Source organism: Lentibacillus populi (assembly GCA_014642895.1).
Classification (GTDB): Bacteria; Bacillota; Bacilli; order Bacillales; family Amphibacillaceae; genus Lentibacillus_C; species Lentibacillus_C populi.
Genome location: BMJD01000036.1, coordinates 1 through 26514, shown reverse-complemented (window position 1 = coordinate 26514; position 26514 = coordinate 1). Strand labels below are relative to the sequence as shown.

The following is a 26514-nucleotide window of genomic DNA, read 5'->3' as shown; positions in this document are numbered from 1 at the left end:
CCAAAGGGATGTGCATATTCGATGGATTTAATTGAAATTTTAAAAGCAATTATTTTAGGTCTGGTAGAAGGATTAACAGAATTTGCTCCAGTTTCTTCAACAGGTCATATGATAATCGTTGATGACATGTGGTTGAAATCTGAAGCGTTTTTAACAGAGTATGTTGCGAACACATTTAAAATAGTTATCCAACTTGGTTCGATTTTAGCAGTAGTGGTTGTTTTTAGAAAAAGATTTTATGACCTATTGGGCTTAACAAAACATAATAATAATGAAGCAATGAGAAATCACCGCTTAAAATTAAGTCAAGTTATCGTAGGTTTGATCCCAGCTGGTGTTTTAGGTGTTTTATTTGAAGATTATATTGATGAACATTTATTTTCAACGGAAACAGTTTTGATAGGTTTACTTTTAGGAGCTATATTGATGATTATTGCTGATAAATTTGCTCTAAAAGATCCTGTAGCCAAAACAGTAGACCAAATTACGTATAGACAAGCGTTTACGGTTGGGCTTATTCAATGTTTTTCCTTATGGCCAGGATTTTCGAGATCTGGTGCAACCATTTCTGGTGGTGTATTGACTGGGATGAGCCATAAGACTGCTGCCGATTTTACCTTTATTATGGCCGTTCCGATCATGGCGGGGGCTAGTGGGTTATCTTTATTAAAAAACTTGCAGTATTTTACCATTGATGCACTACCATTCTTCATCGTTGGTTTTATTAGTGCATTTGTATTCGCACTAGTATCTATCAAATTTTTCTTGAAGCTGATTGACCGAATTAGACTCGTTCCATTTGCGATATATCGGATTGTTTTAGTTGTGGTCGTTTGGCTGATTTATTTTTAGAATAGTTGTTAATTATGTGGATTTGAAATAAAGTGTGATCATTTATAAGCGTTTGATGAAAAATGTAGCTGGAATTGTGTAATAGCCAAAGAGGCAAAAATAGCGACAGGAAACAGACATGATAGAGCCTGCTCCCAACCAAAACAAGTGAGTTGCTTAAGTGATCTCATGATTTGTGCCTTCAAAGGTTTTTTTCGAGAATCATTTTGGATGGTTAAATTCATGAGAGTAACTCCTCTTTTATAAATTTGATTTATTGAAATTATGGAAAAATAAATCTCCCTTTTCCTTTCAATGTTAAATATTCCTCGCTTTTAACCTTTGGTGTCTTCATCACTTCGGTATTCTAAAATATCTCCGGGCTGACATTCTAAAGCCTTACAAATCGCCTCTAAAGTTGATAATCGAATCGCTTTTGCCTTTCCGTTTTTCAATATAGAAAGGTTAGCCATTGTTATTCCAACCCTATCCGAAAGTTCTGTTACGCTCATTTTCCTTTTAGCCAGCATCACATCAATATTGATTATAATTGCCATTGTTTTCACCTCAGACCGTTAAATCATTTTCTGATTTTATAGTAATAGCTTCTTTTAAAAGTCTTTGGAGAACAGCAGCAAAGACTGCGATTACCATTGAAGCAAAAATAATGATCAATCCGATTACTATGATACCTGGGGCGTCGTCTATCTCCGCGATGAGATATAAAAGCGGCATGCCTGCCACATACACGATACTGATTGTGACTGCACAGTATTTTATATTCTTTAAAGCTTTTACAGAAATTTGCGAGAAAGCTTGTGTTTTGTCAATATAGCTTAAAAGTTTAAAAGCTTGATACAGAGCAAAGTAAAAAGGTATCGCTGCTGCATACATGACGATAAAAACGAGATATTTCATATAAGCAACATCTGGATACAGATCTGCTGCATAATTCGCTATCTCAGGCACCAAAAATATACACAAAGCAAGAACTGGGATTCCAATAAGAACAACAGCTATCTTTAAAAAAAGTGTTGATCCTCGTTTCATAAAAAACACCTCACTTATTTATTGTGATTTTGATTTTAACACATAATTTATCGTTTTACAATAAATAATTATCACTATTAGATATTTTATTGTTGAAATTCAATTCACTAAACTGAAAATGGCCAAATACCTAAATGTTAGGATCACACAAAATACATAAACAGTCTCTTCAAAAAGCGTACTTTTGAAAAGAGTTGTTTGGAACAAATAAAATTTCCGGCAAAGAAAGGGTAAATTATCGATATTAAAAAACCGGAACCCAACAAAGACGGTTAAGCATTCTGAGTAAGGATGAATTCAAAGCTATCTTTGGTAGACCGAACTTTACATATGAAGACGCTGTTATTATTTTTCACTTTCCAAACCGAGAAAGAGTTACTACGAAGGCTGCGAGGCTCATTTTGTCCTGTAACTTGACAATTGAAGGCCAAGAATCTTTTTGTTTTATGAACGGGGGCAGGGTGATAAGTTCGATCAAAAAATATGCTGTAACCCTTGATATTACATCCGTGCTAAGTTCCATTTATAAAAAAGATTGATCAAAACCGGGTACAATTGCCTCATTTTGATCAATCTTTATTTTAAAGGGTCGAGCTTTAACCAATGAAGTGGAGTTCAACCCCCTATTCCCGAATGAAAATCATTTTGATGAAACGACCATAGCCTAATTCTCCTTACGCATTAAAAGTTGTAACGTTTCTTCAAGTCCTTTTCTGAAGGGAGTTGCTGGAATTGGGCCGATTCGTCTCTCATATTTTTCACCATTCAAAACAAACCCTTCTTTCGTAAGATACATGATCTCAACAACTTCTCTAATAAATGGATCAAACAAGCCAATGAAGCGAATCGCATTTTTATTTAAAGGAATGACCCTCTTTCGATTTCCAGTTACTTCCCGAGCTATCCGAATGATTTCTTTTCCTGAAATCAATCCCGCTCCAGGTATATTCCAGTTCTCTCCATAAGCATCGTCTTTTTCCGCTATATTCACAACCATCTTGGCTGCATCCGGTAAATAGACATATTCCCGTGGTGTTTTCAAATTTCCAATAAAGATTGAATTTTTACGAGCAGCCATCCCTTCCAATGTAGGCTGTAAATAGGAATTCTGTGAGGTCGCGCCATAATAATCCGGTAGCCTGACAATTAATGCCTTTGCATTCTCCCATTTGTTACTGAATATTAAGTTCTCGAATTCTACCCTTAATTTCCCTTTCTTCGTATGTGGCTGTTTTGGATGATTTTCAACACCCTTCGCAACTTGATGCCCGTAAACATAGATCCCATCAACAATGACAATCTTCTTTCCTAGAATATTCGCTGCTTTCATCACATTTTCTCCAAGCAAAAGAAGTCGATCAGCCATTTCTTGATATTTAACATTAGCACACTGGAATATAACCTCAACATCTTTTGCCGCCTCTACAATCGTTTGGTAGTCAAATATATTACCCAGCTTATACGACAACCGTTGATTAAAATGGTGCTGTTCTATTAATGCTTTCAATTTATTTTCGGAACGTCCGAAGGCAATCACCTTGACACCTCTGGTCAGTAATTCCGATACAATAACCCGGCCCGTCCCACCAGTCGCTCCTAATACAATCGCAGTTTTCATTGTCCATTCTCCTTTAATTAGTGATTGATCAATAACTAATATTGAAATAAAAAACCGACGCTAATCGGTCATGGGTTTTGCTCCATCATCAATTAGTTCCGGTAAATCTATAAAATAGGAAATATTGCAGAGTATTCCCCTAGCCAGAAAGGTCGTGACTGCTCTATCGGCATTTGCGATTCCTACAGCTCGAAACCTTTCCAATGTATAACTTCTAATACGTGACAAACCCTTCTGCGTAGATTTTCTTATTGATTCTTCTGTCACCGAAAGCCCTATAACCTGCAAGGCGATCTCATTGGGGTTTGATACAGACATCTCCTCATATGCTTCAATCATTTTGGTAACAAGTTGATCTGGGTTGGCCTCCACATTTTTAAAAGTTTGAAGGATCCTTTCATATGCCCGATCCAAAGCTGCTACAAACAATTCCTCTTTAGTTTTAAAGAATCTAAACACATAAGGTTGAGATATGCCTGCTTTTTCAGCAATAAGTGCGGTGGTTGTATTATAATAACCTCTTTCCGCAAATATTTCTAAACCCGCCTCAAGAATATCTTCTTTACGAGTGTCACTTTTTGATCTAACCATTGTTCAACCCCCTTATTGCGTTTAGTTATTGATTGATTAATTACATAATAACCGACTTTGATATTTTATGCAAGGAAATATGAGAAATGGATGTTATATCGCAATTGGGAATATAGAAAACTCCATCAAACCAATGAGCATTAATAACTGTTTCTGCAGCATCCGTAATAATCTCTCGACTTGGTAGGGAATAACGCATCCCAATATGTCCCATAGCAATCCCATCATTAACCCCGATGGTATTAAATTCAAATGGAACTCCACCGGCTTCTTAAATCGCTTCTTTTACCACTTCTGCAAAGTGATTCAAATGCTTATGTCTGGAATAATAGCAATATATGAATTACAAACACCGATAAAAGGTTTTTCTAAATCTTTTGTTTTAAGACCTGTTGCATATAATAGACTTCGATGCGGGCGCGGTTATCACTTCTCATTGCTTACATCTCCTTTTATGTCAGATCCTTAGACGAAATTTAACAAATAGGCAAAGGTCCTTTGAACACTCATCACAAGTGGAATTAACCGACCTTTAACGGTTCGTCATAAATTTTAACTCCATCCGTAACGGTTAATTTGCTGAAACCTTCTGATAAATCCTTTGTGACTGGTCCCGGTCTTCCCTCACCAATAATACGTCCATCAATCTTTGTTACAGGAATGACTTCTGCAGCGGTCCCTGTTAAAAACACTTCATCTGCCGTATAAACTTCATGTCTAGTAAAAATACCTTCTGTCATTTCATACCCTTTTGTTTCTGCTAACTCCATTATCGCATTTCTAGTAATTCCGACAAGCGCTCCTACATAGCCAGGTGGTGTTTTCAGTTTATTATCTTTCACTATGAATATATTATCAGCAGATCCCTCTGCCACATACCCTTGATCATTTAACATTAAAGCTTCCGATACTCCTGCTAATGTGGCTTCTATTTTTACCAATACATTATTTAAATAGTTTAGAGATTTCACCATCGGGCTTAATGCATCCGAACGATTACGTCTTGTAGCAACTGAAATGATCTCAAGCCCAGTCTCATATAACTCTTTCGGATAAATGCGTAACGGTTCTGCAATGACCATTACTGTCGGGTTCTCGCATGTATAGGGATTTAATCCTAAATCACCTGCACCACGTGAGACTACGATGCGAATATAGCCATCTTTCAGCTCATTTTGGCGGAGTGTTTTTACAACAATGTTAGTCATTTCCTCTTTTGAATACGGAATGGTTAACATGATGGACTTCGCCGAGTCTTAAATAATTTTGTTTTAGCTGTTATATTATCCCTTGGAAATAGGGATAAAGCCTCGCTCATTATTTTTCTTAGCTCACTCATTCCTATCAGGAGCCATAGGAAGCTGTTCTAACCATTTGTTTTTAACCATTATTTTAGCCCCTTCCACAACGAATAATTAATAATAACTTCAACATAGTATTTTTTTGAGTGAAAATAAGGTAATAATTAGAAGTGTGGATGAAAAATCTATTGTAAAAAAGGGAGCTTTTTGCAATGATAGGGTTTATTATCGCAATAATTCTTTTTAATTTGGTATGTTTTACAACCAATAAGCGACTAACCAAAAATCAATTTGTACATATATGGACGTTTACAATCGCTCTCCAGGCGGTTACAGAGACATTTATTGACTTTAAATACCATGGCTATTGGTACTTTAGTAAAGAAATTAATTGGTGGGTGCTTCCTGCTTTTACTATATTGATTCCTCCTGTAAATATCATTTTTTTAAATTGGTATCCATTTAAGAAAACCTTTTACAAACAAATGCTTTATATACTTTGTTGGACAATAGCTATCACATTATATGAAGCCGCCGCATTGTTACCTGAACCATGGGGTTATTTTCACCATAGCTGGTGGAGTATATGGTATTCATTACTGGTTAATCCATTTTTGCTTATCGCTGTCTTAAGTTATTATAGATGGATCTGTAAAATCGAATCGTGCGCGAATTTAGATAAGAACAGAGCCTGCTTTTTAAAAAAAGATTAATTAAAACAGGCTCTTAAAATATTTTGTTCTAGCTAGAGAATTCTTATAAAAATAATTTGATCATTTTCTACCTGTGCTGCTCTTTTTTTAATAATTTTACTCTGATATAATTTCAACAGTAAACCCCTGGAGCTTGAACATAAAAGGTATATTAACTATTATCTTCTTAAACTAACCTGCTGCTTTAGTTTAATTACATTCCTTCACAATCTCCATTAATTTTATCATAACTATTAAATAATCTTAGGGAAGATCTTCAACCTACTTATAGTAAAGAACACTTTGTCAAAGTAAACAGCTTTTTTATCAAGTAGGGTATTTTTGCACAACCCCTTGAAAAGGTTTATTTCAGAATATCCTAAAAACAATCATACCTATCGTCAATGAAAAATGGGCGCTTCCTCATTCCAGAAAAGCGCCCCACTTATTCCTTGTCACCTTGGTTCTTTTCCTTTAACCCGTGCAAATAATCGTCCAGGCGATCGAGTCTTTCCTCCCAGATTTGTCGGAAAGACTCCAGCCAGGAATCCAATTCTTTAAATGGCTCCGGCCGAAGCTTATAGATTCGTCGATTGGCAACCGCCTGAACCCCAACAATTCCCGCCTCGCTTAGCACGCGAAGATGTTTTGACGCTTGGGGCTGGCGAAGCTGAAGTCGATCGGCGATCTCTCCTACGGTGAGAGGGCCTTCACGTAAAAGTTCAACGATGTGTAACCGATTGGGTTCGGCAAGTGCACTCCATTTCGTCGTATCCACTGTTTCCTCTACATTCCAACCATTTGAATTTCCATTGCTGTCTGCCCCTGGATGATATGAATTGCCCTTCTCATTGGAAACACTCCCTTGTATATTATACCGTACATAAGTTCATAGCACCTATCCATAGTATCTGCTGAACAACCGTTGCTAAACACATGTACGTATTCCCCTACAATGAGTTTACTGGATTCGTCCCTCTTTTAACAAGGTAACTGATTTGTCGATACGTCGTTGCCGGGTTTCCGCTTTCTTGGCACCTTCAATCGTTAGTACAAACCGTCGCTTGTTACTGTAAGACAGCCCATCGAAAAACTTCTTCGCCCCGGGTTCCCGGTCAAGCGCTTCGGCGAAATCGGGCGGTACGGTCACCGCACGAGGCTCGGTATCAAGTACAATGTCGACATCTACCTCATCCCCGGCTTCCACATCAGCGCCTTTACGATGCTCTGCACTAACGGGAATCATGAACTTCCCTCCCATGGTTCCCACGGTACTACGGTAGGTATAATCTTTAATCATCACTTTCACCCTCGGTTTTTTCCCTGAATTCAGGCTCTCCATGATTTCCTCCGGAACCTGTATGCCTGTTGCGGTCTTACCGTTAAGCTGAATGACGGCACGAAACTTCATCTAAAATCTACCTCCTGTTTTTTAATTGATATTTTTTATTTGAAAAGCTCAAACTTTAACTGTACGGCCATTATTGATATCCAGCCCATGCGAGGAGCACAACCGCGATGGAAAAAGCGATGTTGATCCATTCATAGTCGGTACCTGAGGCGATCCCGGCAAAACCTGCAAAAAAGAGCACACCAGTGATGATGGAATAGACGGCCCAGCCTGTCCAAAGAGAGAAAAATCGGCGGGCAAACACAAAACATGCTCACATCAACGGAAAAAAAACCGACTAAAATGTACAGAGAACCGGCAATCACGCCGAAAGTAAGTAATTTTCTGATCCTTGTTGTGGTTACTAAGCTGTTTTGATTCTCACATCTTTTTTTAAAGATACGCTATCCATCATATCCATCTCCTATTTTTTATAAATTTGAACAATATTTCATTCCATAAAAAACTCGGTCAACACCGGCGCCAGTGCGTCCGGTTTGACAATGTGTGTCTGGCGTTCCAACGTTCGGTGTTTCGCATTTGGAAGCACGTTCGCAAGTTCCTGCATAGCGTTATTCATCCACGCCGGACTTTTCCCGCCGACCCCAACGAGCGTAGGAATCGTTACAGAAGACCATTCTTCTGCCGATAACGACTTCCCTTTCTGATGGTCAACGGTAAGAATAGTGTCGTAAGGCAGTGTGTGCGCAATGGCCTTCATTTTTTTCCAGGCGGGCATGAACGGCATCATCGTGATAAATATGGCAGGAACACCTACTCCTTTTCCCATGAAGAGTTTAATGGCTTTGCCCCGGCGATCCGATGCCACATGTTCGGTAAGTTGGTCCAAATAATCTTCCGGTACCCCAGCCCGGCTGTCGTCAACAACGAACGGTGCCTCATACAAAGCCAATTTCTTAATGGCTGGGAGGCACCGGGCCGCTTCAAGAGCAAGCGCTGCACCGGAAGAGCTACCAAACACGTAGGCTGATCCCCCGGCTTCCTGAATAAGAGCATCAATATCTTCAACCTCTCGCTCGACGGCATATGGTTTCTTTTCATCACTGTCCCCACGACCACGGCGATCGTAAGTATATACGGTGAAATCCTCTTTTAACTGTTCCGCCAGCGGGCCATTTGGACCTGATGCCCGGTAACAAAGTGCCCCATCTACCAAAATCAATACCGGGCCATTGCCTGTTTTATCGTACGCGATAGAAGTACCGTCTTTCGAAATGACCTTATTCATGAGATTCTCCTTCTTTCTTAATGATTTAAATACCATTCACGCCCCTTAATTATTATGATGTCTGCATCATTGGACATATATAAGTCGTAAGTTTTGCGATTTCAATATCCTTTCACCATTTCATTTTTATCTTGCTCTTGACCTTTATAATGAACCTCTTTCACGCGATCTGAAGTTCTTCCAAAACCTTCGCCAATTTGTCGTTGATACACTCGGTGAGTCCTTCCTTCATGCCCATTTTCAGTGTTGACTCAAGTTCTTTAGCCGACTCTAACTGAATACGAACAGTAAGTTTCGTCTTTCCTTCCTGTTCGGCAAAGGTGACTGTTACCTGATGCTCTGGGATGCCTTCAACCGGGTTGGCGCCCTCATCCGAGAAGCCGCCGGTATAAACAATCTTCTCCGGCTCAACAATTTCGCGGTAAACCGCTCTGGCCCAATTTCTGTCACCTTCGGGCGATTCCATACAATAGTGCCAGATTCCACCGGGACGAAGGTCAATGTTGCAAACTGGAATCGTAAACGGCTCCGGCGCCCACCAGCGAGAAATATGCTTGGGTTCAGTGAATGCCTTAAATACAAGCTTACGTGGCGCATCAAAGACACGCACCAACGTAAATTCCCGCTCTCCTACGTTTGAAGTGATGTTTTCCAATGCATTGCTTTTTGCCATTACAAATCCCTCCTTTTCAAATTTTCCACTCAACTACAGCCTGTAAATTTGGAAAATACTCAAATTCGAATTTGTATTTATAGTATACCACATAAGGAATATTCCTTCAAAGGAATATTCAAAAGAATTTTGTAGCTTTACATAAAAAACACTTACTTGTCAATCAAAACAATTGTATGGTTATGTGATAAGGAAACCATATCATACAATCTATTTCTTCAACAACCTAAGTTCACCCCATCAGCTCAAAAAGCTTTATTCAATTATTTGGTGTTGGTTTAAAATAAAATTTGATTGTTGCTCCGAAAAAGCACCCATTTGTGGGGGAATGTTTATTTATATCGAACCACAAAAATCCCCCACTTCATAAAGTCATAAAGTTAGGGGATTATTGTGAAATAACGGATAAAGTTTTCCTATTAATTTATTCCACCGGTGAAAGTTCTGTTTCCGTCACCCATTTATGATTTTTCACTTCCTCACCAGTCTCCGTATCCGTGTAGCTCACCATATAAATGGTTGTTTGTTCTGTTGAATCAATCGTGGCTGTAGCGCCATCCATTCCTTCCATATGATCCGTATTTAATACTACTTCATCTCCTGCTTGAAATGGCTCTTCTCCGGGATCTTCAATTTCTTCATGAATAACCCATTTATGATCTTCTACAGGCTCTCCACCAGTCGTTGGGGTATAGGAAACGGCATAAACAGTTGTCTCAAATGCACCTGTAACGGTTGCTGTGGCACCATCCATTCCTTTCATGTGATTCGCATGCATAACTGCTTGACTTCCAACTGGATAAGTTGGGTTTTCTGCAACTGTTAAATCCTCCGGAACCTCACCTGAACTTGAATGATTCATCCCTGAATGATCCATTCCTTCTTCCATGGAATCAGACTCTTCTTCATTCATATCCATGTTTTCATTTGACTCATTCTCTTTATCTGTATTATCTTTGGGTGCTGTTTCATCATTTCCTGCACAAGCCGTTAAAACAAGAGCTATCATTAGAGGAACTAATCCAATCAGTAATTTTTTAATTTTCATTATCCCTTGCCTCCACCCGAGTAAATTTTAAATAGTAATCAATCTTCCATAATTGAGCATTAATAGCACAAATGATGGTACTTAGCGACATAATGACCGCTCCAATGGCTAGGCATCATCTATCATGACTACTTTTTTCCCATCTTGCTTAATTCTTTCAAATTGAAAAGCTGATTTTCGCAACAGAAAACCAGCTTTTTATTCTTATATTTAGGCATTAACATCATAGCCTTGTTCTTCAATAGCTTCTTTCATGGCATCAACATTTACTTTTGTTTCATCAAAAGTAACATCTACAATACCCTCTTCTAAATTAACTTCAGCTGCTGATACACCATCTAATTTTTTTAATGCACCTTCAACTGACATTTTGCAATGACCGCATGACATGCCTTGTACATTTAACGTTTTCTCCATGACCTTTTCACCTCCTTTAAAGTTATAGAAAAAAATTATATCTTAACTCTCTTTAAGCGAAGGGAGTTGGAAACAACACTTACCGAACTTAGTGCCATTGCTGCACCAGCAACCCATGGCGCAAGTAATCCGACTGCTGCAACTGGAATTCCTGCTGTATTGTAGCCGAAAGCCCAGAAGAGGTTTTGACGGATATTTTTAATCGTTGCATGACTGATTTTGATGGCTTTCGGTATGAGTAATAGCTCTCCACCAAGAATCGTAAGGTCAGCAGCTTCAATGGCCACTTCTGTACCAGTTCCAATAGCAATTCCAATATCTGCAGTAACTAATGCAGGTGCATCGTTCACACCGTCACCAACCATCGCTACCTTTTTACCCTTGACCTGAATTTCTTTGACTTTATCCGCTTTTTCTTCAGGTAACACTTGAGCAATCACATAGTCGATTCCTACTTGTTTTGCAATAGCTTGAGCTGTTCTTTCGTTATCCCCTGTTAACATGATTACTTCCAAGCCTTGTTCTTGTAACTCTTTAATTGCTTGCGGTGCTGTTTCTTTAATGGTATCTGCAACCGCAACAATTCCACTATATTTTCCATCAATAGCAATCAACATCGCTGTTTTGCCATTGTTTTCAAATTCAACCAATTTTTCTTCGTTAGTCCCAATATCAATTTGATGATCATTCATTAATTTTCGATTTCCAACAAGAACTTGTTTTCCAGAAATCTTAGCTTCAATACCATGACCATGTATAGCATCAAATTCATCCACTTCCACAAAATCAATAGCTTTCTCTGTTGCGTATGCCACAATAGCTCCTGCAAGTGGATGTTCCGATCCTTTTTCTGCACTAGCTAACAATTGTAATGTTTCTTCATCACCAGAAAAATCCGTTACTTCCGGTTTTCCTTTTGTGATGGTTCCTGTTTTATCAAGAACAATTGCATCTAACTGATGCGTTCTTTCCAGGTGTTCTCCACCTTTAAAAAGAATTCCGTTCTCTGCAGCCTTTCCTGTACCAACCATAATGGATGTTGGTGTTGCAAGCCCTAACGCACATGGACATGCAATAACAAGGACAGCAATTGCTGCAACTAGGGCAGGTTCAAATTGACCAGGCTGGAAAAATGAAATCCAGACAATAAATGTTAGAATTGCAATACCAACAACGATCGGTACGAAATAGCCGGATATCACATCAGCTAGGCGTTGAATGGGTGCTTTCGATCCTTGTGCTTCTTCCACAACTTTGACAATCGAAGCAAGGGCAGTATCTTTACCTACCTTTGTTGCTTCCATTTCAATTGAGCCATTTTTGTTTATCGTCGAGCCGATAAGACATGAGTCTACTTCCTTTTCAATTGGAATGGATTCACCTGTAATCATCGATTCATCGACAGATGTTCTTCCCTTCACAAGCCTACCGTCTACAGGTATTTTCTCCCCTGGTTTTACAACTAATCGATCACCAACAACAACTTCCTCAATCGGAATCATGATTTCCTCGCCATTTCTTATAATGCGAGCTTCTTTTGCCTGTAAATTAAGCAAAGAGGATAGTGCATTCGTTGTCTGGCTTTTTGCTCTCGCCTCTAAATACTTACCAAATAAAATCAACGTGATTAATACAGCACTTGTTTCAAAATACAAATGAGGCATATAATTTGGATTTCCAACGGTCTTAAGTGCTTCATATAAACTATAGAAATAAGCAGCACTTGTACCTAATGCAACAAGTACATCCATGTTCGCTCCACCACTCTTCAGGTTCTTATATGCACCAACATAAAATTGCCATCCGATGATAAATTGCACAGGCGTTGCCAAAGCAAATTGGAACCACGGATTCATGAATATATCCGGTAGATTCATATTAAATAAATGAACCACCATGGTTATTAATAGCGGTGCAGCTAACACAGCCGAAATAATTAACTTCATCTTCTTGTGTTTTAGTTCTTTTTCTTTATGTGTTTGCTTTTCCGCTGCTTCCGCTTTAGGTATCGCATCATAACCCACATTTTTGATTTTCCCAATCAATGCTTTAAGATCTGTGAGTCCTGGGTTATATTCTATAGATGCAGTTTCTGTTGTTAAGTTTACAGTTGCGTGCTTTACTCCTTCTTGCTTATTCAATACTTTTTCAATACGGTTCGAACATGCAGCACAGGTCATTCCCAAAACATCTAATTCTGCCTTTTCCATTAAAACTCCATAGCCGACATTTTCAATTTTCTTCGTAATATCTTCTATGGAAGTTTTTTCTGAATCATAGTCTACGGTTGCCTTTTCTGTCGTTAAATTAACTTGTGCTTCCACACCGTCCATTTTATTTAACGTTTTTTCAATACGACTGGAACATGCAGCACAGGTCATTCCTGTTATTCCAAGTGTTGCATGATTCGTTTCACTCATAATAGCTCCCTCCTTACTTAGAAAACTGCTTCAATACACTCATTAACTCCTCAATCGTTTCTTTACCTTCACCTTGTCTGATCGCATCACTGACACAATGGTTAATATGTCGTTCGGTGACAGAAAAACCTACATTTTTTAATGCGGATTGGACTGCGCTAATTTGTACTAAAATATCTACACAATATCGATCATCTTCCACCATTTTCTGTATTCCACGAACTTGGCCTTCGATCCGTTTTAAACGGTTAATGATTTTTTGCTTTTCATCTTTAGTTCTTGGTTTAACTGGGTGATCATGTAAGAATTTATCCAAATGAATCACTTCCTTTTCTGTTATATCTATACTATACCCCCACATGGTATATTTGTCAATAAAAAACCTCATATTTTGTAAAGTGTCTTGGAAATTTTTTATTCTACATTTATAGTACAGTCTTAATTTGTCACTTCAACAATAACCTATACCAAGATCCAGCCTTGGCAATAAAAGCCTGGGACTTTTTCATTTCTTTCACCGTACATTCTTAAAATCCAACCGAATTCTCATATACTATACAAAGCAAATGGAAATTGCGTTCACTGGGAATGATTCGATTTTCCTTGTTTTGGTGAGCGGACAAATATAATCGCCAATACCGCTCCTACAAAGGCTAAAATTCCAGCCCAGAAAGAATGCTTGTTGAAAGCTCTCGTTCAGTGCGACAACTGAGTTTCCTGCAGTACTGGAGTCCGTTGTCGATGCAGCAACAGCGACCATAATGGCAAGACCGATCGCTGAACCAATTTGGAACATTATATAAACCGGATGCAAGTCCTGATTTTTCTGATTCTACTTCTGCCACAGACGCCGTCGTAGCCGGTAAATAAGCAAGTGCATTACCAAGAGATGCGATGAACGAAGGCAGCAATAAGCTTATCCAATAATTCCCATCTACTGTAGCTGCCCTATCATGCTTTTTGGTTTTCCCACCAACCCCAAAAGGGATGGATGAGAAAATACAAGTGCTGGTACGACGGCTGTTAACTTTAACTCTTTCGAATACGGCTTCCAAGAAGTTGCTTCTTCTAAACTATCTTCTCCATGAACTTCATATTTTCTTTTCCAATCTCTAATAGTCCCGGGATCAACAGAAAATTTAGCGGTAATGTCAGCTATTAAATGATGACCATTCTTCATAAAGGTGTAAAATGGATAATTTTTCTGTCTTTGAATATTTAATTCGACCCATAAAAAAATACTCCCCTTAGATAAACAGATTTTTATTTTTTAATCTGTCTACCTGATGGGGAGCAGTTCAAAGATTGATCAAAATGGATTCTTTTTTAATAGACACTATTTGTTTTTCATAAAAAAGTTTGATCATTTTCCACTGGAGTTACTCAACAATTGCCAGTTAGTTGAACAAAAAACCTTAAAACATAAAAATGATTATTCTATAACAAAAGATAAGAATTTCAATATAACATCTTTCTTAATGTAAAGTATTCAGCGGTTACAATATTTCGATATACCCTTCTGTTCCATGCACACGAATTCGTTGCCCATCTTTTATCAGTTTGGTAGCATTTTCCACCCCGACAACTGCTGGCAAACCATATTCACGCGCGATAACTGCTCCATGGGTCATCAGTCCACCAACTTCGGTGATGAGACCTTTTATAGATACAAACAATGGTGTCCAGCTAGGGTCCGTAAAGGCGGTGACTAATATATCTCCATCTTCCAGATCAGCTTCATCCATGTTTAAGATGACACGTGCTCTGCCCTCTATAACACCGGAAGAAACCGCGAGACCTGCAATTGCTCCGGCCGGGAGATTTTCTCGTTTGTATTCACCTGCTATGATTTCACCATCAGACGTGATAACACGTGGGGGAGTTAGTTTTTCATATAATTTGTACGCTTCTTTCCGTTTGCTGATGATCTGGTAATCCAGTTTATTTGTGCGTACGACTTCGTGAAGTTCTTCAAAACTGAGATAGTATATATCTTCTTTTTCATGAATCACATCCGCTTGTACAAGTCGTTCGGCTTCTTTCAGCAAAGCCTGCTTATAAACGAAGTAGTGATTCATCCAAGCGTATTTGGGATATTCCCGGTAACCGCTGAAATTCAGAACGATGTCGATCATTCGTTTGGTTTCTTTGGCTTTTGTCTCACCGTCCGGAAGACGCTTCAATCGTTCCAAAAGCTCTTGTTCTTTGTCCATAGCAACACGCTTCCCATGTTCGAACTTCAAGCTGCCGGCATGAGGCTCAAAGTTTCTAATGTTGCTCAGGATCATGGGGACAAGCGTACTCGGTTTTTCACTCCATCGCGTTCTTGTTATATCGATTTCTCCAGTGCACCGCATTCCGTATTTTTGAAGAAAAGCATAGATCGCGTCTCGAGTTTCCTGTCCGCCGTCAAACTTATGGAGTTCATCCAAAAAGTTATCCGCTTTTACATATTGCAAATAATCAATCACCTCCGGATAGGGACGAATCACATCTGCGACATCCATTAGCTCCAGACCCATTTCCGACGTAACGTTGTTCGGCACAGATTGAGAAAGCGTATCCGCCGCATTCTTTTCGCCTAACCACTCGTTCATGTTTTCATTGATCCATCTTGAAGCATTTATAACGGCCATAATGGCGCTCAAACCTTGCATGTCAGTCAAGAACTTCATTAATTGCTGGATATCTTCCCGAATAAAATCGAATAACGCCGATCCAGACTTCGTTTGAATGTTTTGTTTCAACTGTTCGATCAACGCTTGACTGTGCTTGATCAAATCCGAGACGATTGTCGGATCGTTATCGAATTGTGCCAGCGGATCTGGATTGCTATTACTGGGACTCGCTGCTTTTGTATCATCTTGTATCGATTTTATAAAACCTTCTCGCTCTACTATGGTCATGAGTGCGTCTTTTATAAGTGGATCGTGTTGTCCCATGCCATTTAAAAACATTTCTCTGCTATTAGGCGAAGCCAATTGATGTGTGACATCAACAAACAACCTTCCGCCAGCTTTACGCATCGGCGCTGGAGTCATTAATAGGTAAAAAGACAATCCGAGCGGTTTGATGGGATCAGTCATCATTTGTTGGTGGCCAACAGATATATAGACGTGACTTTCTTGATCATTCACTTCTGGGATCGGGTATAGCGTCGTGATGGGCCGGCTCTGCACAATGTAAAATGTATCATGGGTCAAACACCATTCGATATCTTGCGGCTGGCCGAAATAAGCCTCGATCTGTCTTCCGATGCGTGCTAGTTGTAAAATTTGTTGTTCAGTAAGTGTTTGAGTCTTTTGCTGATCCGGATCGATCTGTTGTGTCTCTGTTCCGCCTTCTTTTCGTCCATAGATAGCCAACTTTTTTGTTGCTATCCTCTTATCAACGATTTCCCCTTCCTGTACTTTATAACAATCGGCAGATACCAAGCCGGAGACCAGTGCTTCCCCAAGTCCAAAGCTGGCATCGATTGATAGCAGCTTTCGGTTAGAAGTAATTGGATCAGCGGTAAATAAAATTCCTGAAGCCTGTGGGAACACCATCTGTTGGACGATTACGGATAAATACACTTGGCTGTGGTCAAATCCGTTTTGCATACGGTAAATCACGGCACGATCCGTAAATAGGGAAGCCCAACATTTGCTGATGTGCTGCAAGATCGCTTCTTTTCCGATGATATTTAAATAGGTGTCTTGCTGACCGGCAAAAGAGGCATGGGCTAAATCTTCAGCAGTTGCACTGGAACGCACTGCATAAGCATGTTCATCGCCAAACCGGGAGAGATAGTGAGCAACAGCTTTCAAAACATCGGAAGGAATCTCTACTTCCATAATGGTTTTCCGAATCTTCCTGCTGATTTCACCAATTTGATCTCGATCCTCTACTTTTAGCAGTGTTAGTTGATCCAACAATTTGTTGAAGGCTTCGTTTTGTTCGAGGGCTTTTTGATAGGCTTCTGTCGTAACACAAAATCCTTCTGGCACTTGTATTCCATGAATCTTCGATAGTTCCCCTAAATTCAACCCTTTTCCTCCGACGAGTAAAAGTTGCGTTTTATCAATCTCCCGAAACTCTAGTACATACGGTTTCATTTCTTTCCCTCCCATTTATCGCTTAATACCAAGACGAATCATATGACAAAATTGTTCATCTGATCAGCCAATTACGCTGTCCACTCGTTCTTGCTCCTGGCGAAGTTCCATGTTCATATCAAACACTCCTTTTAAAAAATAAAAATAGGGGTTGACTAAAAAGGGTTTTAGATGTACAATTGAGATAGGGTAATTTATACGAAAATATATCATTAGTGCATCTATATAAATTTACCACAGTTTCTCATTTTTATCAATGTATTTACACGACAATAATTGTTATAAATTAAAAAGAAGAAAAACCCCATTTTACAAGACAAATGGCTCCCACTAAATGATATCCAATCATTTAATGTAGCGTCAGGAAAATACGGATTTACAACGTTAAGAAATTCCGATATTGAAAAGCCCAATTTCTTAGTATTAATATTAAGAAATTGGGCTTTTTTCGTTACCCCATTAAAGCGCCCGTTAGCGTAACAAAGGTTATCTATATACCATTTTATGATTGATCATCCTATAATTAAATCTCGGGAACATTACCTGATATAAAACGCTGGTGGTTCAATACCCAGCATCCGAAATAATATAACCCTGCCCACGGTGGTGGATTTCATTTTCCAGCGCTTATTGAAGCCGTTCAATGTGGCTTTGCTGCCCGGCGCCAAAAAACGGATCTTCCTTCACCTCGGCAAGTCTTTCATCCGTAACGGAGGACCACATTTCACGTGTCTCTCCACGCATTTTCTCACAAGCCGTAAGCAAATCAGGCTGACATTTGCGCCGAGGTATACTTAGATTATATAGGAGTTTTCCTGACAACCCCTGTCAGTGAAGTTCATTTTCTTCATCTCTTTTCCCTAACATCCAGTGTTTCTACTCTAATCTTGCGAAGTAGTCGAAATGCCTTTTCCACCTACGGGTAATGATGTATTAATTTTCTCCACCCCTGCAATTATCGGTTTGGCTTTTTGAATTAATGTCTGCGCTCCTTCCATTGACAAAGAAGCTTGATGAGCATTCTCGTCACTCCATACCTCATAAACATAAATTGAGTCAGAACCGTCATCATCTAAACTAACAACATACAACTCACAGTCATTTAATTCCTCCATCGACTTTGAAGCCTCCAACAGCATTTCTGCCAAAGCATCGCGTTTCCCTTCAACAGCAGTAAACTTGTTATACAACCCGAATTTACTCAATGTCATTCCTCCATTTAAAAAATGTACGATATAATAGTAATTCCATCTAACCTTTATAAATCCTTCTTTTACACAATCTGGACCGTTTGCGGTATAACCTTATATTACTTTTACCATAAGAAACCCCTTTAGACAAATTACATCCAAAGAGGTAAAACATCGCAACAACTTTATAAACATCGCATCTTTTTTTACAAACTTCGCGACTTTATTTTGCCATTAAATGGCCTTTTTTAAAGCATTTGCGGGCACAGCTTTATTCCAGATTTGCGCCCGTTAAAGGAACAATGAAATTACATATTGGGTACCTTAAGTTTGATCAGAATTTATCTAAAGCATGCCAAGCTGTTGCAGGAAGTGTACATCATCACAAGAAACCCAATAATCCTTGATTTTACCCTCTTCCAGAGAGAAGATATCCATACCATGAAAAGAGATAACTTCTCCAGCATTTGCCTTGGCACCCGGCATTTCCCCGTTATATGTTCCAGTCAATTTCCAACGTGCGGAAACATAAGCGTTTTCTTCGATAGGGCCTACTTCAATTGACATCTTTACGTCATTAAAGATCGCACGCCCATTCGTTATCATTTCCTTTAATGCTTCTACTCCTTTTCGTGCTTCTGAATCCTTCTTATCAAGCCTTGCTTGATGAACTGTGCAGTTAGGTGACGTCACCTCATTAAGAATGGAAACATCTCCATTCCAAGCCTTTACCCATAGCTTATAAACTTGTTTTCCATTAAGAACAGTCAATCCAAAAACCTCCTCAGTACGATTATATACTGTATTCAAGATCTCCCTTGGGATTCCTTCTTTTCTTCTTCCCTGATTTGCTTTTGCCTCATCTAAGTGCATGTATTGGGGGTCAAATTCACCTGCAAACCTCATAATATTCTCTTTTGTTAATTTGTATGATTTAGTTTTGAAAACTTATCCAATTGTAAACTCATCTAATTTCAAGAAAACACCTCTTTTTGTTAGTTAACGCTACTACTCATTATAATTTTCTGCGGTTTGATTTCATTTTCAACTCTTGCACCCTATAGTTAAGTAGAATCCTTAACAGTATCTTCTGCACCTTAATATATCTCCAATCCGTTAAATGTGTTGCTCCATAATATGATTGATTAGAAAAAGACGCCTTTCTTTTAAAGAAAAGCGCTCCTTTTGCGGAAGATAATTTCACGATTTACTTGGTTAAATTAAAGCTTTGCTCAATTAAGTTATAAACTTCTTTTTCTGAATCTATACGTTCTAAAACAAGTGATATCCAATTTTCCTTATCCATATGATATCCAGGTAAAATACTCTTTCCATTTCTTAAACTGTCACTTATTTCGGGGGGACATTTTAAATTCAGAATATCTATTTCGTCATTTCCATCTAATCCTAATTTTTCTGGGAGAATATTCATTACAAGACCATACCATTTTTCGTTAGATTCATGTCTTAAAGCGGCATAGTTTGGAAATTTTCGAAATGGGTAATCAGGCGATGTACCGAAGTTTTCTTTGACGTGCTTAAAAATATCTTCTCTTGTTAACATACTTAATAATTCCTCCAACAATTTAAATAAATTTTCGGCATTTGCCGATCCAAATGGAACAATGGTGTTTTTTGAAGTCATCTTCATAATCGATGTAAAGGTGACGCGTTTTACTAACTGTCAACATTAAGGCTTTTATTTTGAAATCTGTTGTTATTACAATTGATATTTCAGCCAGTGAATATAAAGGACAACAAACTGAAAATGCGATTGAAAATTGCGAATAGGGTAGGTAAAAGAAAACAGTCAGCAATAGGTAAGCCTTTGAGGTGATCTCCAGCTTTTCCCCTGCTCCACACGAAGCGTGCTAGTTTCCCAGCACTTCGCGTTCCATCTAACGAAATTTACTAGATCATAAGTTTCTCGTTACTCACGTGTTTAGGATCGTTTAATCAATTCTAGTCCGCACTTTTCACGGTACTTGTTGACCTTATTTACCGTAGACTTGGTCATATCAAGTCTACGCATGAGTATGTTAATCATCTCTTTGTCCGTATAATGGATTAATCGATGTACCTCTTTATGGAGGATTCGTAAATTATGAAATTCATCGGTTCCCCCCAGGTACAATGGGATATAGTGGTGACAGTGAACTTCGGAAGCAACTAAATCTATGCCTGTGATTTCGCATTTCCCTAGTTTCATACTGTACCGGCTTATTCGATTATCCATATACTCAACACTTCGGTTTGGGATCTTCGATTTCATCAGTAAGCCAACCTCTCGTTGGATATCTGGACGAAGTCTTTTGTGTATTTTTTCTCTTCCTTCCTTAGTATAAGGCGTAAGCTTTGTACTAAAACCCATTGCGTTTACTGTCTTTACATTGGCGAGAGGAAATAGGTACACATTAGAAATATTGAACGTTTTGAAACCCAAGCTGTACAATTTCTTGTACGTAGGCGGAGGATTGGCAGGATGTCCATGTTTCCCAACCGGCTTGAGATGATTGTATATGAAAGCCTGCAGATCGTAAGCAAGACGTGCGAACTCTGGATTGACATGTGTTGCTCTTTTGAAATAGTGATGAATACCTAACACAAAACTGTTGAAGCGCTGGGCATTTTGAGCGGTAGGCGAGGCTTTTATACTCCGGATAAGCTCTTTCGCTTTCTTCTTGATTTTTCGCTTTTTATCGGCTTTGACGCCTGTATGCGCCACCCTCTTTTTACCCTTTTTATTCGCGCGAATAGTAAAGCCCAGAAACTCAGATTCTCGTTTCCGCAGATTCACAATTTGTGACTTTTCCGGTGAAATGTCTAGTTTCAAACGATCTTTTAAGTACAACCGTACCGCATGATACCACCTCTCTGCTGTCTTTCCATCTTTACAGAGAATTTTAAAGTCGTCCGCATAGCGGACGAGGTATCCTTCTTTTAGGTTCGTTCGCTTCCTAGCCTGCCTTGCAGAATCATCTGAGCTGTATGATTTGGTAAGAGGAAATGTCTCCCATTGTCCCTTAACCCATTGATCTAGGTCGTTAAGGACGATATTTGATAATAACGTCGATAATAGCCCGCCTTGCGGCGCGCCTTCTGTAGGGATACCCTCTCCGTCAATTTCAGCTTTTAGCATTTTTGTAATACAAGCTAAGACCTTTCTGTCCTGAATTCCCATGTTCCATAATTGTTTGATTAGTAATCTATGGTTAATATGATCAAAGAAACCTTTGACATCAATGTCCACCACAAAATGAAAATGGGCTTGATTGATGAGGAATTGGATCCTTGCCATCGCATGGTGTGCAGATCGAAGCGGTCTGAACCCGTAACTATGATTATAGAATTGGGCTTCTGCAATCGGTTCAAGCACTTGCTTAAAACTTTGTTGAATGATTCGATCTAGCATGCAAGGAATCCCTAGAGGTCTTAGCTTACCATTCTCTTTTTCAATCAGTTTTCGTCTGACTTTCTTCGGACGATAGTTTTTAAGTTTATTTTGGATTTCTGTCACTAATTCTTCTTCCGACAACTTTTTCATATCTGTGATGGTTTTCCCATCAGTTCCTGGCGTCTTAGAGCCTTTATTGGATTTGATTGTACGATAAGCCAACAGAATATTTTCCCGAGATGTCATCACATCATAAAGGTGAGAAAATGACTGTTTTTCCAAGCTTCTCGTGTATAAATCGGTAAAGGTATCTGTCATATCGTAGTAATCCCAATATCGTAAAGCTTGCACTGTGGCATTCCCTCCTTTAAGGAGTAATGTTCCCACGTTCTTACCTGATCGGTGCAATGCACGTATGGAAAATGATCATTCTTTTCCGTTAGACTTGGGGCTATTCCTCCACTTCCATTACAGGAGATTCATCAGTCATGCCCCTACCCTCGAAAGGATAAATACCTTTCGGCATAAGCCTTATAGTAACCGTTTAGGGTGACAGCCCCTGTTACAACGTTCCTTATTTTCCAAGTCCCTTACAACCTAGCTTTTCATTCTGAACTTAGGTGTTCCCCTGTAAGCCTGTGAGCCGGATACCACCATTGTCTGGTATAGCGTGTTTCAGAGGGCCAATTTTTACTCCACACCACTCACCCCATCGTTAGATGGGCCATAGGTTTCCCTATGTTCAATCTTTAGACCTGTATGTTCGGTTATTCGTCAGTTCCTATATGATCGGAACCATTCTCACCTTATCCAGTTTTTCAGCCGTGCGGCATATCCGTCGGCATACCTTTTCTAAAAGGAATGGCTTCAGCCTTCGTTCTGCCGAATCTACCTGTACTTCAAACCCCATGACCTGTCAGCCATAACGCATGCAGGAGTATTGACGGGATGGTTTCGGGAAACATGGCTCCGTCATTCCCATCCTCGGTTGTAACGTTAGAATTCATGAAAAAAAAATCCTCTGTATTTCACGCTGTAGAGCGCTTATAACAGAACTTGTCGAACGAAGCCCGATTGTTGAAGGTTATTGTATTCCTTATCTTTAAGATACACCCGTTTGTCCTATTAAAGATTATTTTTTTATATTGACTCTATAACTACTTCCCCTTCGCATGAAGGTACTTCGAATCCGTTTAGATAAGATGTTAAAGTATCTTCGGTGATTGGAAAAGCTGCATTTGCATCAAATCTTTTACTCCGTACATCTAACCGTTTGCGAATAATTTCAGGGCTAACTTTCAAATAAATAAGTTTCCACTCACCACCAGCTTCTTCAATTAGCTGTTTGTATCTATCTCGTTTGGCTTTTTGCCAAAAACTAAAATCAATAACAACCTTTCGTTTATCCTGAATTAGACGTATCAATTGATTACGAAGCCTTGTTTCAGCTTCAACTTGATAATCGCCATATTTCTCAACAGGATAGTCTATTCCATAACGTCCATTAACCTTCCAAATCTCTTCATCAATTGAAAGACGTACAAACCCTTCTTTTTCCAAGCGTTGTGCGAATGTCGTCTTCCCTGAACCTGCTACACCACACATCATAATAATTAATGGATTTGAAGTTATTTGTCTTAATATATCCTTTAAATTTATATTGACTTTCATTTTGAACACCCTTAAAATTCTATATTTGGAGTATTTTATTAAAAAATACTTATTTAATTATTCAGCTTCATTTAGTTGGAGGACACGATTATAATTGTAAACTAAATATCCTTCCGAAAAGTTCCTACAATATTCCACAATCATGTGGCCCGTTTATTGAATTGTCACATTCCGGCTTGGCAACGTAATTGTATTAAATAAGAAGTTGGGCAGAAAAGGGTCTGCTACGAAGGGCTTCGGAAATTGCATATCCATATTCCAATAATTGTTCTTGCCATGTATTTTTAGTTAATGAAATTTCAATTTCTCCACTTACTTGATTAATTAATTCTTGAAATATGGCTTCCTTGCTATTAAAGTGCCAGTAAATGGATGAAACCGTTAAATCGAGTTTTTTTGATAACTGACTCATAGAAAATAACTCCAACCCCTCTTGTTGAAGTAACTTCCATGAAGTAGATATTATCTTATCCTTTGTAACGCTTTCCTTTATTGCCATGCTGTTTTACCTTCCTTCTATATTGAAAATTATTTATGTTTTATGTCCCATTATTTTCGATTATACGCAACATGGAGTTGTTTAAACAGTCATATGGCATAAAACAGGATAGTAATTAGTATGCAAAATATAAAAAGAAACAACATATTAGTTTGGAATAAAGTTTGATCATTTTTCTACCCATGTTGTTCCACAGGTGCGCCATATTGTGGTGTTAGTGCGGGTGCTCTTACAATGTAGTAATAATCGGTCCTTCCTTGGTAAGAATAACCGTATGTTCGTATTGAGCCACAAAGCTTTCATCGGTTAGGAAGGTCCATCCATCTTCAGATTGGAAAACTTCCTCTTCAAATGTAGAGATCATAGGCTCAAAAGCAATTACCATACCATCTTTTAAAATCTCGTCATCCCAGCGGGCGAAGTAATTGAAAATATGTTTTGGTGCTTCATGAATCGAACGCCCAACACCGTGTCCAGTAAGATTTTTTATAACTGTTAAGCCATGCTTTTTCGCAACATTGTGTGCAGCTTTTCCGAGCGCGCTTTTTTTTGAACCTGGCTTTGCCTTCTTAAGTCCAGCGTCAAATGCTTCTTTAGCAACGTCGCATATTTGCTGTAAAATTCTCTCCCCATTCCCTACTACAAAGGAAATTCCAGTATCTGCGAAATACCCGTTTTTTGAACCTGAAACATCAATATTTACTAAATCCCCTTCTTGAATGATCCGTTTCCTCTTCGGAATCCCGTGCGCTACTTCTTTATTTATGCTAATGCACGTATATCCGGGAAAATCATATTCTCCTTTTGGGGCAGATTGAGCCCCTGCTTTTTCAAACATCTCTCCCGCAATTTCATCGAGTTCTTTTGTGGTAATCCCAGGTTTCGTACTATGGACTAATTCATCTCGAATCGCCCCACAGATTTCACCAATTACTTTTAATCCATCAAAATCCTTTTTAGTCTTTGCAACCATTATATGTCCTCACTTTTTAATGTATTTTATGATTGGTATTCCATTTAGTTTCTAACATAAACAGAACGGTTTTTCTTCAACAATCTGTCCCGGTTTGCAGTATAACCTTATATATTACTTTTGCCATAGGAAATCATTTAATAAAGCATATCCAAAGTAGCAAAACGGTGCAACTCTTTTCAAAACGGTTTAACTTTTTTATAAATGGTCCAGCTTTTTTACAAACGGTGCGACTTTATTCTAAAGCCACAAAACTTGTTGATTTAGAATAAAGTTTAATCAAAAAGTGCCATTAAAACCTGATTTGGCTACAAAGGAAGAGCCTGTTTTTGTAAAAAAGTTTGATCATTTTCTACCGTTGATCTTCCGCAATCGCGTTTTGTGGAATCTAACCATAATGTTACTGCCTTTTGCGCTTGTTAAACTATAGCGTTACTTTAAATGTAGTACTTCATAATAATAACCTTGTTTAGTTAAATCTTTCGTACATATTGATTATCACTCTGATCTTTCACAACTACCCCCAGCTCATTTAAATCCACTTTTAAATTTTTTGCCTTTTTCTTATCTCCTTCCCTAATTGCATTTCTACGTTTATATAAGATAGCATTAATTTTCTCTCCAAATGTATTATCTTCCAGGGTCCAAAGAACGAATTCATCTACATATGGATCCTGTTCACTCCAGGGGTAATGATGTTGCAGGAAGATTTCTCGTATTTTTTCCTTCTTAATGTCCGTCTTTTCACTCAAAAGCTCTTGACCTTTATTACCCGTAATTACGATCTCATTATCTTCCATAAAGATTTCTTTTATCTCGGATTTTCTAATTGTCTTTTCCTTTTCATCTTTATTGATCAATATTTCTTGATCGCTTATACTCATTTTTAGTGCTTCACTATAGACTGTTAGTGATAAAAGAACACCTATAACTACACCTACGAACATCAAGATAATAGACACCCAAAAAGGGTTGAATGAATCCAAAAGTTGAATGACTTTTGAATCGGAAAAGAAAGATATTCTTTTTACGAAATCCAACAACTTTGGAAGAAACCAGCCTATCGTTCCTAAAACAATAGGAAATAATACTGCAATCAATTTTTCCAAGAAACCCATACCAATTGTGGATGTATTTTTCATTGGGATTGTCACCTCCGGGATTTTATATTTTAAGATAGTTGAATTAAGATTTATGGAGTATCTTGAAATTCTGACAAAATATTCAATACAAAGTAAGTTAGAATACTTCGATGAAAATAATAATTATCAAACAACAAATACGCATTTAAAATATATAGCCTTATTCAACCATCAACCGGATTAACCCCCGAATTTTGGACAATAACACTCTTAAACTAGCTTTTCCTTAAAATTACGTTATTTTCTCCAGTTTATCTTCTTCTTTTGT

24 protein-coding genes and 4 pseudogenes are annotated in these 26514 nt (G+C 38.5%); 2 read left to right on the top strand and 26 right to left on the bottom strand.

All coding sequences use genetic code 11. The features are described 5' to 3' along the window. The first annotated feature begins 21 nt into the window (after window positions 1-21). Window positions 22-852: an undecaprenyl-diphosphate phosphatase gene (locus IEX12_RS17390; protein ID WP_088051404.1), complete on the top strand. Its 831-nt coding sequence runs from the start codon at window positions 22-24 to the stop codon at window positions 850-852. A gap of 74 nt (window positions 853-926) precedes the next feature. Here the strand turns inward: IEX12_RS17390 and IEX12_RS23530 are convergent. From IEX12_RS23530 to ilvE, 7 genes and pseudogenes are all read right to left on the bottom strand, one after another. Next, window positions 927-1076: pseudogene (locus IEX12_RS23530) on the bottom strand (DUF817 domain-containing protein); the annotation flags it as partial. A 90-nt stretch (window positions 1077-1166) separates the two neighbouring features. Then, complete coding sequence (locus tag IEX12_RS17380; protein ID WP_088051406.1) at window positions 1167-1388, bottom strand: helix-turn-helix domain-containing protein; 222 nt, start codon at window positions 1386-1388, stop codon at window positions 1167-1169. Window positions 1389-1398: 10 nt separating this feature from the next. Then, on the bottom strand, window positions 1399-1881 hold the full coding sequence (locus IEX12_RS17375; protein ID WP_088051407.1) for a DUF2975 domain-containing protein: 483 nt from the start codon (window positions 1879-1881) through the stop codon (window positions 1399-1401). 664 nt (window positions 1882-2545) lie between these two features. Continuing rightward, entirely contained in the window at window positions 2546-3499 is a 954-nt protein-coding gene (locus tag IEX12_RS17370; RefSeq protein WP_088051408.1) for an SDR family NAD(P)-dependent oxidoreductase, read from the bottom strand. A 60-nt stretch (window positions 3500-3559) separates the two neighbouring features. Next, window positions 3560-4090 (bottom strand): TetR/AcrR family transcriptional regulator, encoded by a 531-nt coding sequence (locus IEX12_RS17365; RefSeq protein WP_088051409.1) that lies wholly within the window; start codon window positions 4088-4090, stop codon window positions 3560-3562. Window positions 4091-4187: 97 nt separating this feature from the next. Further along, window positions 4188-4447: pseudogene (locus IEX12_RS17360) on the bottom strand (dihydroxy-acid dehydratase domain-containing protein); the annotation flags it as partial. A gap of 164 nt (window positions 4448-4611) precedes the next feature. Beyond that, window positions 4612-5346 (bottom strand): annotated as a pseudogene (gene ilvE, locus IEX12_RS17355) (branched-chain-amino-acid transaminase); the annotation flags it as partial. A 257-nt stretch (window positions 5347-5603) separates the two neighbouring features. On the opposite strand from ilvE, the gene IEX12_RS17350 reads away from it, so the two are divergent. Further along, complete coding sequence (locus IEX12_RS17350; protein ID WP_102416085.1) at window positions 5604-6104, top strand: hypothetical protein; 501 nt, start codon at window positions 5604-5606, stop codon at window positions 6102-6104. A gap of 424 nt (window positions 6105-6528) precedes the next feature. Here IEX12_RS17350 and IEX12_RS17345 read toward each other — a convergent pair whose 3' ends face one another. The 19 genes and pseudogenes from IEX12_RS17345 to IEX12_RS17255 all read right to left on the bottom strand — a co-directional run bounded on the left by IEX12_RS17345 (window position 6529) and on the right by IEX12_RS17255 (window position 26246). Further along, window positions 6529-6861 (bottom strand): ArsR/SmtB family transcription factor, encoded by a 333-nt coding sequence (locus IEX12_RS17345; protein ID WP_088051412.1) that lies wholly within the window; start codon window positions 6859-6861, stop codon window positions 6529-6531. A 183-nt stretch (window positions 6862-7044) separates the two neighbouring features. Further along, on the bottom strand, window positions 7045-7494 hold the full coding sequence (locus IEX12_RS17340; protein ID WP_102416086.1) for a YdeI/OmpD-associated family protein: 450 nt from the start codon (window positions 7492-7494) through the stop codon (window positions 7045-7047). A 430-nt stretch (window positions 7495-7924) separates the two neighbouring features. After that, window positions 7925-8722, bottom strand: coding sequence for an alpha/beta fold hydrolase (locus IEX12_RS17330; RefSeq protein WP_188725573.1), 798 nt, complete (start codon window positions 8720-8722; stop codon window positions 7925-7927). 160 nt (window positions 8723-8882) lie between these two features. Further along, window positions 8883-9395 (bottom strand): SRPBCC family protein, encoded by a 513-nt coding sequence (locus IEX12_RS17325; protein WP_188725572.1) that lies wholly within the window; start codon window positions 9393-9395, stop codon window positions 8883-8885. Between the two features lie 424 nt (window positions 9396-9819). Next, entirely contained in the window at window positions 9820-10443 is a 624-nt protein-coding gene (locus tag IEX12_RS17320; protein WP_102416089.1) for a YdhK family protein, read from the bottom strand. Window positions 10444-10653: 210 nt separating this feature from the next. After that, a complete protein-coding gene (gene copZ, locus IEX12_RS17315) occupies window positions 10654-10860 on the bottom strand; it encodes a copper chaperone CopZ (RefSeq protein WP_088051417.1) in 207 nt (68 codons plus the stop codon). 35 nt (window positions 10861-10895) lie between these two features. Continuing rightward, on the bottom strand, window positions 10896-13280 hold the full coding sequence (locus IEX12_RS17310; RefSeq protein WP_188725571.1) for a heavy metal translocating P-type ATPase: 2385 nt from the start codon (window positions 13278-13280) through the stop codon (window positions 10896-10898). 13 nt (window positions 13281-13293) lie between these two features. Next, on the bottom strand, window positions 13294-13596 hold the full coding sequence (locus IEX12_RS17305; RefSeq protein WP_088051419.1) for a metal-sensing transcriptional repressor: 303 nt from the start codon (window positions 13594-13596) through the stop codon (window positions 13294-13296). Between the two features lie 618 nt (window positions 13597-14214). Continuing rightward, window positions 14215-14460: a helix-turn-helix domain-containing protein gene (locus tag IEX12_RS17300; protein WP_123057237.1), complete on the bottom strand. Its 246-nt coding sequence runs from the start codon at window positions 14458-14460 to the stop codon at window positions 14215-14217. Window positions 14461-14776: 316 nt separating this feature from the next. After that, a complete protein-coding gene (gene ppsA / locus IEX12_RS17295) occupies window positions 14777-17377 on the bottom strand; it encodes a phosphoenolpyruvate synthase (protein WP_188725570.1) in 2601 nt (866 codons plus the stop codon). Window positions 17378-18258: 881 nt separating this feature from the next. Beyond that, on the bottom strand, window positions 18259-18582 hold the full coding sequence (locus IEX12_RS17290) for a putative quinol monooxygenase (protein WP_088051422.1): 324 nt from the start codon (window positions 18580-18582) through the stop codon (window positions 18259-18261). A 330-nt stretch (window positions 18583-18912) separates the two neighbouring features. Next, entirely contained in the window at window positions 18913-19338 is a 426-nt protein-coding gene (locus tag IEX12_RS17285; protein ID WP_250889768.1) for an ester cyclase, read from the bottom strand. A gap of 66 nt (window positions 19339-19404) precedes the next feature. Continuing rightward, window positions 19405-19545: pseudogene (locus IEX12_RS23525) on the bottom strand (MaoC/PaaZ C-terminal domain-containing protein); the annotation flags it as partial. Between the two features lie 229 nt (window positions 19546-19774). Continuing rightward, window positions 19775-20131, bottom strand: a complete 357-nt coding sequence (locus IEX12_RS17280; RefSeq protein ID WP_088053456.1) for an MmcQ/YjbR family DNA-binding protein — start codon at window positions 20129-20131, stop codon at window positions 19775-19777. Between the two features lie 378 nt (window positions 20132-20509). Beyond that, the gene (gene ltrA / locus IEX12_RS17275) at window positions 20510-22312 is read right to left on the bottom strand and encodes a group II intron reverse transcriptase/maturase (RefSeq protein ID WP_188725569.1); all 1803 of its coding nucleotides are present in this window, start codon (window positions 22310-22312) and stop codon (window positions 20510-20512) included. A gap of 789 nt (window positions 22313-23101) precedes the next feature. Next, a complete protein-coding gene (locus tag IEX12_RS17270; RefSeq protein WP_088051423.1) occupies window positions 23102-23632 on the bottom strand; it encodes a P-loop nucleotide/nucleoside kinase family protein in 531 nt (176 codons plus the stop codon). A gap of 193 nt (window positions 23633-23825) precedes the next feature. Next, entirely contained in the window at window positions 23826-24131 is a 306-nt protein-coding gene (locus IEX12_RS17265) for a TetR/AcrR family transcriptional regulator (RefSeq protein WP_230856134.1), read from the bottom strand. A 229-nt stretch (window positions 24132-24360) separates the two neighbouring features. Next, complete coding sequence (gene map, locus IEX12_RS17260) at window positions 24361-25104, bottom strand: type I methionyl aminopeptidase (RefSeq protein WP_088051424.1); 744 nt, start codon at window positions 25102-25104, stop codon at window positions 24361-24363. 473 nt (window positions 25105-25577) lie between these two features. Then, a complete protein-coding gene (locus IEX12_RS17255; protein WP_088051425.1) occupies window positions 25578-26246 on the bottom strand; it encodes a YqeB family protein in 669 nt (222 codons plus the stop codon). Window positions 26247-26514: the final 268 nt, after the last annotated feature.